9 protein-coding genes and 1 pseudogene are annotated in these 13,318 nt (G+C 49.2%); 6 read left to right on the plus strand and 4 right to left on the minus strand.

Going from position 1 to position 13,318, the window contains the following annotated elements; all coding sequences use genetic code 11:
• Together ACRCZA_RS14040 and sdhC are read right to left on the minus strand one after the other, a co-directional pair.
• Positions 1–62: pseudogene (locus tag ACRCZA_RS14040) on the minus strand (succinate dehydrogenase membrane anchor subunit); the annotation flags it as partial.
• Positions 56–451, minus strand: coding sequence for a succinate dehydrogenase cytochrome b556 subunit (gene sdhC, locus ACRCZA_RS14045; protein ID WP_438675032.1), 396 nt, complete (start codon positions 449–451; stop codon positions 56–58). The gene sdhC and the pseudogene ACRCZA_RS14040, both read right to left, overlap by 7 nt.
• Before the next feature lie 414 nt (positions 452–865).
• Between sdhC and ACRCZA_RS14050 the strand changes: the two genes are divergently transcribed.
• From ACRCZA_RS14050 to ACRCZA_RS14065, 4 genes are all read left to right on the plus strand, one after another.
• On the plus strand, positions 866–2,152 hold the full coding sequence (locus ACRCZA_RS14050; RefSeq protein ID WP_438675033.1) for a citrate synthase: 1,287 nt from the start codon (positions 866–868) through the stop codon (positions 2,150–2,152).
• A 297-nt stretch (positions 2,153–2,449) separates the two neighbouring features.
• Positions 2,450–3,517, plus strand: a complete 1,068-nt coding sequence (locus ACRCZA_RS14055; RefSeq protein WP_438675034.1) for an efflux RND transporter periplasmic adaptor subunit — start codon at positions 2,450–2,452, stop codon at positions 3,515–3,517.
• A gap of 9 nt (positions 3,518–3,526) precedes the next feature.
• A complete protein-coding gene (locus tag ACRCZA_RS14060) occupies positions 3,527–6,787 on the plus strand; it encodes an efflux RND transporter permease subunit (protein WP_438675035.1) in 3,261 nt (1,086 codons plus the stop codon).
• A complete protein-coding gene (locus ACRCZA_RS14065) occupies positions 6,784–9,858 on the plus strand; it encodes an efflux RND transporter permease subunit (protein WP_438675036.1) in 3,075 nt (1,024 codons plus the stop codon). The genes ACRCZA_RS14060 and ACRCZA_RS14065 overlap by 4 nt, the downstream gene beginning before the upstream one ends.
• 83 nt (positions 9,859–9,941) lie before the next feature.
• Here ACRCZA_RS14065 and yqfB read toward each other — a convergent pair whose 3' ends face one another.
• Entirely contained in the window at positions 9,942–10,262 is a 321-nt protein-coding gene (gene yqfB / locus ACRCZA_RS14070; RefSeq protein ID WP_438675037.1) for a N(4)-acetylcytidine aminohydrolase, read from the minus strand.
• 291 nt (positions 10,263–10,553) lie between these two features.
• Here yqfB and ACRCZA_RS14075 point away from each other — a divergent pair, with 291 nt between their 5' ends.
• Complete coding sequence (locus tag ACRCZA_RS14075; RefSeq protein ID WP_438675038.1) at positions 10,554–10,757, plus strand: DUF2986 domain-containing protein; 204 nt, start codon at positions 10,554–10,556, stop codon at positions 10,755–10,757.
• Positions 10,758–10,955: 198 nt separating this feature from the next.
• Here the strand turns inward: ACRCZA_RS14075 and ACRCZA_RS14080 are convergent, their stop codons facing one another.
• Positions 10,956–12,218: an MFS transporter gene (locus ACRCZA_RS14080; protein ID WP_438675039.1), complete on the minus strand. Its 1,263-nt coding sequence runs from the start codon at positions 12,216–12,218 to the stop codon at positions 10,956–10,958.
• 218 nt (positions 12,219–12,436) lie between these two features.
• On the opposite strand from ACRCZA_RS14080, the gene ACRCZA_RS14085 reads away from it, so the two are divergent.
• Positions 12,437–13,318, plus strand: a complete 882-nt coding sequence (locus ACRCZA_RS14085; RefSeq protein WP_438675040.1) for a LysR family transcriptional regulator — start codon at positions 12,437–12,439, stop codon at positions 13,316–13,318.

The raw sequence follows: 13,318 nt of genomic DNA on the forward strand, positions 1-13,318 counted from the left end.
GCACGTAATAAAATAAAGTCATGAACACCACTGCGTCCAAAACTTGCTGCATTCGTTACCATACCCACACTCCCGCTACAATTGAAAAGGCTACCGTTAAGGCAAATGTCACTTTTGCGGAGGCGGTACCCGAAGCCAATTCTTCCAATCGACCGGTATCCATTATTAAGTGGCGCAGGCCACCGAATAAGTGATATGCCAGCGCTGTCAAAATGCCCCATATAACAAACTTCACCACGAAGTTATCGAAGAGAGCTTGGACACCAGCAAAACTTTCAGCGGAAGCTAAAGTGGAATTTAACAACCACATCAGAATGCCAACAGCAAACAGCATAATGACACCGGATATACGGTGAAGAATTGACGCAATCGCAGTTGCAGGAAAGCGAATGGTCTGCAGATCTAAATGGACAGGTCTTTGCTTTTTCACGTTCTGCTCACTCAGCTCCATTGAGCATTTTTTTGTTATGTGAACCGCTTTTGTACAAACTTTATACCGAGAGGTAAATCACGACAAAAGTAATCACAAAAGCAAAGTTTAAACAAACAGTTAACTATTGGTACACAACCTTATTTAACATGTAAACAAAGGGTATTTTATAATCGTTGTTTGCTGCCTTTCTTGAGGCGGAGCAAGTATACTCGTGGCAAATGTCAAATACAAACATCACATAATGCAAATTATGTTTTTTTGATTTTTTTTCTCGTAAGTGCCAGTTCTGGCAAGGAAAGTAAAGCGTTTTATACCATGGTCTAATAAATTTAAACGGTTATTTAAATTGAAATGTGATCTGGAATGGCGTTAAAGTAATGGCGGTTTGACATGCCGCACTCACAGATGAGAATTTAGTAAGGAGAACGGGGTATGGCTGATTTAAGAGCCAAATTAGAATTACCAGGGAATGACTCGATAGAATTGCCAGTAAAACAAGGATCAGCTGGCTTTGATGTGATCGATATTAGTAAGCTTGGCAGTAAAGGATATTTCACCTTTGATCCAGGTTTTCTCGCGACAGCCTCCTGTGAATCTGCAATCACCTATATCGATGGCGATCAGGGGATATTGTTGCACCGCGGCTACCCGATAGAACAGCTCGCCGTTCAATCCGATTACCTCGACCTGTGTTATCTACTGCTTTATGGTGAACTGCCCACCACAGAGCAATATTCAGATTTTGTACACACAGTTAAAACCCACACTATGGTCCATGAGCAGCTTGCTGCGTTTTTTAGGGGCTTTCGCCGTGATGCCCACCCCATGGCCATGTTATGTGGCGTGACCGGTGCATTATCCGCGTTTTATCAAGATTCACTTGATGTCAATGATCCACACCATCGAGAAGTCGCGGCCTATCGCCTCGTTTCAAAAATGCCGACCATCGCGGCCATGTGCTACAAATACTCTGTAGGTCAACCCTTTGTTTATCCAAGAAATGACTTGAGCTACGCGGGTAACTTTTTGAGCATGATGTTTGCTGTGCCCTGTGAACCTTACAAGGTCAATCCGATTGTTGAACGTGCGATGGACAGGATCTTCATTCTACATGCGGATCACGAACAAAACGCATCCACTTCAACCGTGCGCTTAGCTGGTTCTTCAGGTGCCAACCCCTTTGCGTGTATCGCAGCGGGTATTGCATCTCTTTGGGGCCCCGCCCACGGTGGTGCTAACGAAGCGTGTTTGCAAATGTTAGAAGAAATCGGTTCAGTTGACCGCATTCCTGAATTTATTGAACGCGCGAAAGACAAAAACGATTCGTTCCGTCTGATGGGCTTTGGTCACCGGGTTTACAAAAACTTTGACCCTCGCGCCAAAGTCATGCGTGAGACCTGCCACGAAGTGCTTAACGAACTTAAAGTGCAGGATCCGCTACTGGATGTGGCGATGGAGCTTGAGCGTATCGCCTTGGAAGATGAATACTTCATTTCGAAGAAGCTTTATCCCAACGTCGATTTTTACTCAGGCATCATTATGAAGGCCATTGGTATTCCAACCAGTATGTTTACAGTACTATTTGCCCTCGCGCGTACTGTTGGCTGGATTGCCCATTGGAAAGAAATGCTGGATCAACCCGGTCACAAGATTAGCCGTCCACGCCAATTATATACGGGTGAAGTTGCCCGGAATTTTGTGGATTTACCAAAGCGATAATCTAAGTTTACGATCGGTCAATTCAAACACGAAAAGGCGCCTTAGGCGCCTTTTTTATCTCCGTAATTTAGCGTTTTTCAGCCAGTCACGGCTTGTTGCAATTGCCTACTTGAATAATCCTGATAAACCCTATTTAGTTGTCTGCATCATTTTTTAAACCTTTTCGCTACATTTTGCGTATACAGCCCAATACCTTTCAGCCTAACGCTAGCAAAACTGTTTAAAAATAATCACTTAAATATTGGCACACTTTACGCATATCTGCGGGATTGCAATTAGACAACAGGTAAATATCTTATGGAAAAGTTAAACATCACCCCATTTGCCCTCCCCTTACTGCTGCTGTTACTCCTCACAGCCTGCGGTAAAGAAGATGAAGTCAAAAAAGAACAAAAATATGCCATCCCTGTCGAGACTACCACTGTAATGCAAGGCAATGTGTCTTCTTTTTACAGCACGACCGCGACCTTAGAGGCTCCAGAGGAAGCCAATGTGGTCAGCCGCATCGCAGGATTGATTGAAACGATTACCGTAGAAGAAGGCGATCGCGTGAGCAAAGGCCAAGTCCTTGCCATTATCGATGCCAAAAGACAACAATATGATTTGGACCGCTCTGAGGCCGAAGTCAAGATTATCGCCCAAGAGCTCGACCGCTTAAAAAAAATGAACAATAAAGAGTTTATTAGCGCCGACTCCATGGCAAAACTCGAATATAACCTCCAAGCGGCAATGGCAAGAAAAGACTTGGCCGCCTTACAGGTCAAAGAAAGCCGCATCCTTTCCCCGATTGATGGCATCATTGCCAAACGCTACGTCAAAACAGGCAATATGGCTAAAGAGTTTGGGGATTTGTTTTATATCGTCAATCAAGACGAACTCCACGGCATAGTCCACTTGCCTGAGCAACAACTTGCCAGCTTAAGCCTCGGGCAAGAAGCACAAGTGTTTAGCCATCAACAGCCAAACACGCCAATTGCGGCCAAAGTGCTACGCATCAGCCCTGTGGTGGACGCCCAAAGTGGTACCTTTAAGGTGACCTTAGCGGTCCCTAATCAAGCTGCCCGACTAAAAGCGGGGATGTTTACTCGGGTGGAGCTTAAATATGACACCCATGAAAATGTCATCACAGTGCCCTATAGCGCATTAATCAACCAAGATAATCAACAAGCCCTCTATGTGATTGAAAGCGCTCAAGCGCAGCGGCGCGTCGTGGAAATTGGCTATCGTCAGGGCGACACTGTGGAAATTCTCTCGGGCGTCAAACCGGGTGAGCGCATCGTCACCCGTGGCCAGCAAAATTTAAAAGATCAAGCCTTAGTCGAGGTGATCACTCCACTCAATGTTGCGTCAGCACAACCACAGTAGGAGTTTTTCATGTCGATGATTAGCACTTCTGTCAAACGGCCAGTGACCGTTTGGATGTTTATGCTGGCCATCATGCTATTTGGCATGGTGAGCTTTTCCCGCTTAGCGGTAAAATTGCTGCCAGATCTTAGTTATCCCACTCTGACAATACGCACCACCTATGATGGCGCGGCGCCGGTGGAGGTTGAGCAACTCGTCTCTAAACCCATTGAAGAGGCCGTTGGCGTGGTTAAGGGACTGCGCAAGATAAGTTCCATTTCTCGCTCCGGCATGTCCGATGTGGTGCTCGAATTTGAATGGGGCACCACCATGGACATGGCGAGCTTAGATGTGCGGGAAAAGCTTGATACCATCACCTTACCCCTCGATGTTAAAAAGCCATTATTACTGCGTTTTAACCCGAATCTTGACCCGATTATGCGCCTTGCGCTCCCCGTCGCAGCGGGAAGTCAAGCCGAGCTTAAACACATGCGCACCTACGCGGATGAAGAGCTCAAGCGCCGCTTAGAAGCCCTTGCCGGGGTTGCCGCAGTCCGCTTATCCGGTGGCTTAGAGCAAGAAGTGCATATTCTGCTCGATCAAGAAAAACTCGCTCAAATCAATCTTAATGCCGATGATATTAAACGCCGGATAGGCGAAGAAAATATCAACCTCTCTGCGGGTAAAGTCATCCAAGGTGATCGCGAATACCTGGTCAGAACGCTTAATCAATTCAATTCTATCGACGAACTGGGCCAAGTGATCGTCTATCGCGACGCGCAAAAATTGGTGCGGTTATTTGAGGTGGCAACCATTCGCGATGCGTATAAAGATCGCAGTGACATTACCCGTATCGGTAACCAAGAATCGATTGAATTAGCCATTTACAAAGAAGGCGATGCTAACACCGTCGCCGTGGCCAAGACCTTACGGGACGAACTGGCCAAGATCAACCAAACAGCCCAGCAAAACCCACTTAAGGTGATTTACGATCAATCGGAGTTTATCGAAAGTGCCGTGAGCGAAGTCACCTCATCGGCGCTCATGGGCAGTGTGTTAGCCATGCTGATCATCTACCTGTTTTTACGCAACATCATCCCCACCTTAATTATTTCGATTTCGATCCCCTTCTCGGTGATCGCCACCTTTAACATGATGTATTTTGCCGATATAAGCTTAAACATCATGTCATTAGGTGGTATTGCGCTGGCGATTGGGCTGTTGGTTGACAACGCCATCGTGGTACTCGAAAACATCGACCGCTGCCGCAGCGAAGGCATGAGTAAACTGGAGGCCGCCATCACGGGAACCCAAGAGGTCGCGGGCGCCATTGGGGCCTCAACCCTAACCACCCTGGCAGTGTTTGTGCCGTTGATTTTTGTTGATGGTATTGCGGGCGCCCTGTTTTCCGACCAAGCCCTTACCGTTACCGTCGCCCTATTAGCCTCGTTGTTAGTGGCGTTAACCTCCATTCCCATGCTGGCGTCCCGCGAAGGATTTAAGCTGCAATCAGTACCTGCGCAAAGTGCGCCAAAGACAGTGCCCAGCAGCCGGTGGGGCAAGGTGGCCCATTATAGTGTGGCCGTCCTCACCTTCCCGATATTATTGTTGTTTAATTACTTTCCCCGCGCACTCTTGACCGTTGGCCTGAGTGTCGGCTGCTTAAGCTCATGGCTGATAGGGCTTTTTATGCGTCCATTAAGCCTTGGATTTAATTATGCCTACCAGAGTATTGAGCAGCGGTATCATCGGCTGTTAGCGAGCGCGCTTAATAAGCAAGTCACCACACTGCTGCTCACCTGTGCAGTGACCCTCGGCAGTATCAGTTTACTGCCACGCCTTGGCATGGAACTTATCCCGCCGATGGATCAGGGCGAATTTTATGTCGAAATGTTACTGCCACCCGGCACCGCCGTCAGTGAAACCGATAAGGTATTACAACAACTCGCCAACTCAATTAAGCAAAGAACTGAAGTAAAACATACATATAGCCAAGCAGGCAGTGGCGGATTGATGACCTCAGATACCCGCCGCGGCGGTGAAAACTGGGGCCGTCTACAGGTTGTGCTTGAAGATCATAACGCCTATGAGGCCATCACCGATATTCTGCGTCAGAGTGCAAGCCGCATCCCTGAGCTTGAGGTCAATATCGAGCAGCCAGAGCTTTTTAGCTTTAAAACCCCACTGGAAATCGAGCTTAGCGGGTACGATTTAGCCGTACTTAAGCACAGTGCCGATAACTTAGCCAAGGCACTGGCCGACTCCGCAAGGTTGACCGATATCAACACCAGTTTACGGGATGGCCAGCCCGAGCTCAGCATTCGCTTTGATCATGCCCGTTTAGCCGCGCTTGGCATGGACGCTCCAACCGTCGCCCAGCGGATTGCCCAACGCATCGGCGGAACCATCGCCAGTCAGTACACCGTCCGTGACCGTAAGGTGGATATTTTGGTGCGCAGTCAACTGAGCGAGCGCGATCAGGTCAGTGATATCGACAGGCTTATCATCAATCCTGACAGTGAGCAGCCCATTCCTTTGAGTGCGGTCGCCGAGGTTTCCCTGCAATTAGGTCCATCGGCCATTAACCGTACGAGCCAGCAGCGCGTTGCCTTGATCTCGGCCAACTTGGCCTATGGCGATCTGAGCGATGCGGTGGCCGAAGCCGAGCAAATCCTCGCCAAGCAGCACTTACCCACCTCAGTGCAAGCGCGTTTTGGCGGCCAAAATGAAGAAATGGAGCACTCCTTCCAATCCCTCAAAATTGCCCTGATCCTCGCCATCTTTTTGGTGTATTTAGTCATGGCAAGCCAATTTGAATCGCTATTACACCCGTTACTGATCCTCTTTGCCGTGCCAATGGCTTTAGCCGGCAGTGTATTAGGACTTTTTATCACCCAAACCCATTTAAGTGTGGTGGTCTTTATTGGCCTTATTTTGCTCGCGGGGATCGTGGTCAATAACGCGATTGTGTTGGTCGACCGGATAAATCAACTGCGCAGCGAAGGCACAGAAAAGCTTGAGGCCATACGCGTGGCGGCGAAGTCTCGACTCAGACCGATTATGATGACCACCCTCACCACCGTCCTAGGGTTATTACCTATGGCCTTAGGGTTAGGTGATGGCGCCGAAATGCGGGCACCGATGGCAATCACAGTGATCTTTGGCCTGAGCATTTCCACCCTATTGACCTTAATTGTCATTCCAGTGCTCTATGCCCGGTTCGATCGCAAAGTGTATCGCGAGGTGTTAACCCCGAGTGTTGCCCATGATGCACCGGAGGCACGCCCATGAATCTCACCCATTTAGCGATTAAACGGCCCGTCACCACCAGCATGTTTTTCTTTGCGATTTTCCTATTTGGCCTCGTTTCGAGTCGGCTATTGCCGCTCGAAATGTTCCCCGGTATCGACATTCCGCAAATCGTCGTCCAAGTGCCCTACAAGGGCTCGACCCCGGCAGAAGTCGAGCGCGACATTACTAAGGTGCTAGAGGAGTCTCTTGCGACCATGGGCGGGATTGATGAGCTCGAGTCTGAGTCGTCCCAGGACGGCGCCGAAATCGAAATCAACATGAAATGGGGTGAGAATGTTGCCACCAAGAGCTTAGAGGCTCGGGAAAAAATTGATGCGGTGCGCCATTTACTCCCTCGCGATGTCGAGCGCGTGTTTATCCGCCAATTCTCCACCGCCGATATGCCAGTGCTCACCATCCGCATCGCCAGCGAGCGTGAATTATCGGGAGCATTTGATTTGCTCGATAAACAACTGAGGCTGCCCCTTGAGCGCGTCAGTGGAGTTTCGCAGGTTAACCTCTATGGCGTTGAGCAAAAGCAAATTGAAGTGCGTATCGATGCTAAGCGCCTCGCCGCCAGCGGCTTGTCGGCCAACGAGTTACAAGCACGGCTTGGCCGAGAAAACTTTGTCATCAGCGCAGGCACCTTACGCTCCAGTCAGTTAATTTATCAGGTATCACCTAAGGGCGAGTTTAGAAATCTTGAAGAAATCCAAGCGTTAGTGTTAACCCCAGGCTTAACCTTAGGGGATATCGCCACGATTGGCTTTGCTCTGCCTGAGCCCACGGAAGGCCGCCACCTCGACATGCGCTATGCCGTAGGATTAGATGTATTTAAGTCCTCCGGCGCCAACCTTGTCGATGTCTCTAACCGGGTGCTGAAGGTCATCGAGCAGGTTAAGCAAGATCCGCAATTTGAAGGCATTCGGCTATTTATCATGGAAGATCAAGCGGCGGGGGTAAAATCTTCCCTTATGGATCTGCTGATGTCTGGGTTGATGGGCGCGCTGCTGTCTTTTGTGGTGCTGTATCTGTTCCTGCGTAACATTAAGATGACGTTAGTCGTTGTCTCCTCCGTGCCCATTGCTATCGCACTCACCCTCGCGGCGATGTACGTCCTCGGTTACAGCTTAAATATTTTATCGATGATGGGCCTGCTGCTCGCCATCGGCATGCTTATCGATAACGCGGTGGTGGTCACCGAAAGCGTGCTGCAGGAAAAACAGCATCCCCTTGCAAAGGATAATCAAACGGCTGTGCTCACCGGCGTCGATAAAGTCTCCCTTGCCGTATTGGCGGGCACCCTCACGACGGCGATTGTGTTTTTACCCAATATCTTTGGCGTCAAAGTGGAGATCACCGTTTTCCTCGAGCACGTCGCTATCGCAATTTGTATCTCCCTTGCGGCCTCATTACTGGTAGCTAAGACATTAATTCCATTAATGTTGACGAAATTTCACTTCGAAATCGCCGCAAGAACGACGCCAAGCCGCTATCAAGCATTTTACAACGATAGCTTAAGGTGGGTATTGCAGCGCCCTTGGCGTTCAAGCCTGATCGCCATTGCCATTTTAGGCTCAACGGCCCTGCCCCTCTCGATGGTTAAACAGGACAAGCAGGACAGTCCGAGCCAAGAGCGCATCTATATCAATTACCAAGTCGAGGGCAGGCATCATCTGAGCGTCACCGAAGCCATGATCAAGCAAATGGAAACCTATCTTTATAATAATAAAGAGCAATTCCATATCGACTCCGTCTACAGCTACTACGCCGCCGACGATGCTTCCTCGGTGATCCTCTTAAAAAAGGACTTACCACTGCCCCTTGAGGAATTAAAAACCAAGATCCGCGAGGGCTTTCCTCGCTATTCCATCGCCAAACCTCAATACGGTTGGGGGGATGATAATTCCGGGGTCAGAGTAACCTTAACCGGGCGCTCGACCAGCGAACTTATCCAGCTAAGCGAGCAAATCCTCCCCTTGCTCTATAACATCAAAGGCTTACAAGATGTGCGCTCCGAGCTAAACGCCGCTCAACAGGAAGTGTTGATCCGCATCGACAGGCAAATGGCGGCAAGATTAGATTTAAAACTGAACGAAATCGCCGCGACCATTTCAATGGCGCTGCGGGGCGCGCCGTTACGCTCTTTTCGCCACGATCCTAATGGTGAGCTGCGGATAGAACTCGCTTACGCTAAGGAGTGGCGCCAATCCCTTGATAAACTCAAACAACTGCCGATTATTCGCCTCGATAACCGGGTGTACACCCTCGACAACCTCGCCAGTATCGAGATCCAACCGAGGTTTGACACCATCAAACACTATAACCGCCAAACATCCCTTTCGATCGGCGCTAATTTAGACAATATGACGACCGAGGAGGCTCAAACCAAAATCACCCAAGTGATGGACAATATTCATTTTCCTGACGGCTATCGCTACTCATTACGGGGCGGCGTTGAGCAGCAAGATGAAGATCAAAATATCATGATCATCAATATGCTACTGGCAGTTGCCATGATTTATATCGTGATGGCGGCCCTATTTGAGTCTTTACTGCTGCCCACGGCCATTATTACCTCTATCCTGTTTTCGATCACCGGGGTGTTTTGGGCGCTATGGCTGACTGGCACGCCCAATTCGGTGATGGCGATGATAGGCATCTTAATTTTATTAGGGGTCGTGGTGAATAACGGGATCGTACTGGTGGATCAAATCAACCAAATGACCCCTGAGCTTGATAAACTCTCGGATACCATACGGGAGGTGTGTATCACCCGGCTGCGCCCAGTGCTGATGACCGTTGGCACAACGGTGCTCGGGCTTATTCCACTGGCCATGGGCGAAACCCAAATTGGCGGCGGTGGTCCACCCTATTCGCCCATGGCGATTGCCATTATTGGCGGCCTGACGTTCTCCACCCTCACCAGCCTGTATTTGGTGCCTTTGTGTTATCAACTGCTGTATCTAATGCGCCTTCGCGCAGCGGTACGCTTTACACAAGCCAATCGCTTAGCGCAGCAGCTGTTGCCATGGACAGTGTCAGCACCTCTGCACAGTAAGCGTCAATGAGGATCCTACAGAACGAGTGATATGCCAACAGTATCGCGCCCCATAATCATCACTATTCATGGTCATTATGGGGTGCACCGGTGTTATTTTGCGCAGACCCTAAAATGGATCAGATACAATTGCTCAAGCCCTGGGTAAATCTTGCCAATCACCTCTTGTAATTGCGCTAAGGTCATATTTTCCTGCGTGGCGTGGATATCACTCAGTTCACTGCGCCTTATCGGTGTCACGGCTAAAATTTCAATGTCACAAAACCATCGGTCTGTTTCAAAGGTTGATACGGGCAAAATTTGCCCTGCAACCACATGAGATTCGGCCTCATCCCTTAAGGTAATGGTTTTAGCCCCGCTTAAAATATCCTGCTCGAAGCGTTCAAAAAAAGTCAATTGAGTTAACAAGAGCATTCCTTCCAATGAGTTATCTGACAAACTGAACAACTAAACCTATTCGCAACTCAGCCTAGGTTCCCAAAGGCAGCTATGATAGTGAGTTTTAGCCGTCACCGACAGCCAAATCATCAAAGTGATGCCTCACGGAGAAATCAGGCAATCATGCGGGCACAGCCATGGTGCTTTTATCGACAAACCACAGCAAAGCATGGTCAGTTTGCTCAGATTAAGTTAGAATCCGCCCTCAATTGAGCCCTAGGCCGCCGGTTACCGCTCAGCGCGGGGCGAAACGAGATTAGAGACCTTATGAACAAGAAACAAAAAATCATCAAGAAAATTGCAAAACGAGCAAAGGCAAGACTCAATAAAGTCGACCCCGCGACTATTGGTGCCCCGGTAAAATCCGGTTATATCTCTAAGGCAGAACGCGCCAAGATGGCCGCACTCGCCGCAGCTGAGACTGAAGGCACCAGTGTTGAGCAAGCAGACACGCCAACTCATATTGCCTAATCAGCTTGGTTAGCGAGTCACGCCTCACCGCGTTACGCCATCACCTTGCCGCGATTTTATAGGCACGGCGCCCCCCTATAGATAATCAACACGCTACGCCTGTGTGCCCTTGCGCATAGGTGCGTTTAATGCTGTCTTTATAGGTACGTTTACTGCGGTCACATCCACACGCTAATGTTGTTTGAACGCATTGATGTTTTAACGCGCAACGCCTGTGCGCTGCAGCCGATGTAAACGCTGGATCCCTAAGGCAATCAACGCCAGTAAGGTTAACGACCCCACCACCACGCCCCGCCAGTGGGCCTCATGCCAAAACAACATTAAGTAGGGCCCCCCGAGGGCGGCACCTAGGTAGTAACAGCACAAATACAATGAGGTTGCCTTAGCTCGATGCTGACTTGCGCGCAGCACCACAAAGGTATTGCAACAACTGTGGGTTAAGAAAAACCCGCAGGCCGTCAGCAAAAATCCCCCACAAATAGCCAGCGCGGTATCAAACAAGGTCAGCAAGGTACCTAGCGCCATCAGGCACCAAGCCCATTGATATAATTGGTGTTGTCCCCATTTGGCGAGCCATCTGGCGCTATAGTAAGACGCAAATGTCCCACTGGAATAACACAAAAAAATCAAGGTTGCCTGAAACCGGCTCCACTCATAGGGCGGTGCCATTAAGTGCAATTGAATGAAACTAAATTGATTGACCATCATCATAAAAGTGATGCCGCCAATGGCGTAGGCAAGGCGCATTTGCCCATCGGCCAAATGATGGTAAAACCCCTGCAGATCCTGGCGCAAACGGCCCCCGCGTGACAGAGCACTAACCGCCTTTGGCGTCGCAGTTCCCACAGGGGAAACCGCAGGCCAAGGCAGTAAATAATGGGTTAAGGCGACACCTGCAAGGGTAACTAAAAATAGCCACCACATGGAAGCTTGCCAAGAGAAATACTGGGACAGCAAGCCACCAAGCAATCGCCCGGCGATGCCACCGATACTGTTGGCCATAATGTAAATCCCCGCAGCTTTGAGCATAGTGCTAGGGGACAATTGCTCTTTGAAATAGGCCATCGCGATGGCGGGCACTGCCGCAAGCAGCGCCCCCTGCAACAGGCGTACCCACATCAGGGCATTAAAATCTGCCGCCCAAATAAGCAATAGATTCGATAGCGCCAGCCCCCACAAGCTCACCACTATCGGGGTATGGCGCCCAATACGGTCCGACACCAATGCATAAATCAATAATGAAAAAGCCAAAGAAAAACTGCTCACCGATAAAATCAGTGTCGCCTGCGAGCCGGGAATAGAAAAATGCTCCGCCAGTAACGGCAGCATCCCCTGCATTAAATACAAATTGATATACACCACCACCGAGGCCACGCATAAAGCCCACATCAAGCGCGTATCTCGTTGTGGGTTATCAATCAGCGGCTTATTGTTATTCATAGTGTCTAACACGGCTTGCACTTGGGCCTCGATAACCTGCAATCATTGGATAGACAAAGGTTATCACTGGCAATACCATAACAATAATAAATAATTTATATCGTTGTTATTGATTTTTGTTATAGCAAAGCGCTTGCATAAGGCCTGATTTAAGTCATGGCTTACCCACGACGAGGCCAACGATATCAATAACGCATCCGGCAACACAATCAGCCTGGTAGCACATAGAAGGTACCCCAGTGGATATACGCCAACTCAAGCATTTAGATGCCCTTGCCAGCACGGGCAGTTTTACCGCCGCCGCCAAAAAACTCAATATGGCGCAGCCCGCGCTCAGTCAAAGCATCAAACGGCTAGAGCAATCCCTTGGCGTCACCTTAATTAATCGCACTAGCAATAAACACGACAAATGGCTCGCCCTCACGGCCGAGGGCGTGGTGTTGCATCAACATGCCAGTTCGATCCTCAAACAGCTCAAACAAGCCGAGGCGCAGATCCGCGCGATGGCCAATTTAACCTCTGGGGAAGTGCGCATTGCCGTACCAGGCATGTTAGGTTCTTTTTATCTGCCCTCGCGCTTAATGGCATTTCGGCACCAACATCCTGAATTAAAATTATCCTTGTTTGAAGGGGGCACCCGCGATGCGCTGCGAATGTTGCAACAAGAAGAAGTGGATATCGCTATCATTACCGCCCAGGATCTTCAGAGTGATTTTGATAGCCAACTGTTGATCCGAGAACAAATGGTCATCGCCATGGGCGCAGAACATCCGCTGGCACAGTGTCAAGCCGTGAGCCTGAATGAATTTTTAGATCATGAACTGGTGATGTTTAAAACCGGCTACTTTCACCGCGAATGGATATTATCTCAAGCAAAGGCACTGGGAAAAAAGCCCAACATTGCTTTTGAAACTAACCTGATAAACCTGATTAAACAAATTGTATCCCAAGGCTTTGGCATCACCAGCGTACTGGAAATGGCGATCAGTGCTAAGGATGATATTTTAGCAAAACCCTTCGAGCCGCCAGTGTATTTAAACCTCCATATTGCTTGGAAAAAGCAGCGGCCAGTCAGTCAAGCCGACCGCGCTTTTGTCGAGTTTTTGATGCGCCACCGCTAA

Source organism: Shewanella sp. (assembly GCF_051658185.1).
GTDB lineage: Bacteria > Pseudomonadota > Gammaproteobacteria > Enterobacterales > Shewanellaceae > Shewanella.

Excerpts from the sequence above, each read along its gene's own strand:
- sdhC (WP_438675032.1), bottom strand. The coding sequence starts at position 451 with ATGGAGCTGAGTGAGCAGAACGTGAAAAAGCAAAGACCTGTCCATTTA.
- ACRCZA_RS14050 (WP_438675033.1), top strand. The coding sequence starts at position 866 with ATGGCTGATTTAAGAGCCAAATTAGAATTACCAGGGAATGACTCGATA.
- ACRCZA_RS14055 (WP_438675034.1), top strand. The coding sequence starts at position 2,450 with ATGGAAAAGTTAAACATCACCCCATTTGCCCTCCCCTTACTGCTGCTG.
- ACRCZA_RS14060 (WP_438675035.1), top strand. The coding sequence starts at position 3,527 with ATGTCGATGATTAGCACTTCTGTCAAACGGCCAGTGACCGTTTGGATG.
- ACRCZA_RS14065 (WP_438675036.1), top strand. The coding sequence starts at position 6,784 with ATGAATCTCACCCATTTAGCGATTAAACGGCCCGTCACCACCAGCATG.
- yqfB (WP_438675037.1), bottom strand. The coding sequence starts at position 10,262 with ATGCTCTTGTTAACTCAATTGACTTTTTTTGAACGCTTCGAGCAGGAT.
- ACRCZA_RS14075 (WP_438675038.1), top strand. The coding sequence starts at position 10,554 with ATGAACAAGAAACAAAAAATCATCAAGAAAATTGCAAAACGAGCAAAG.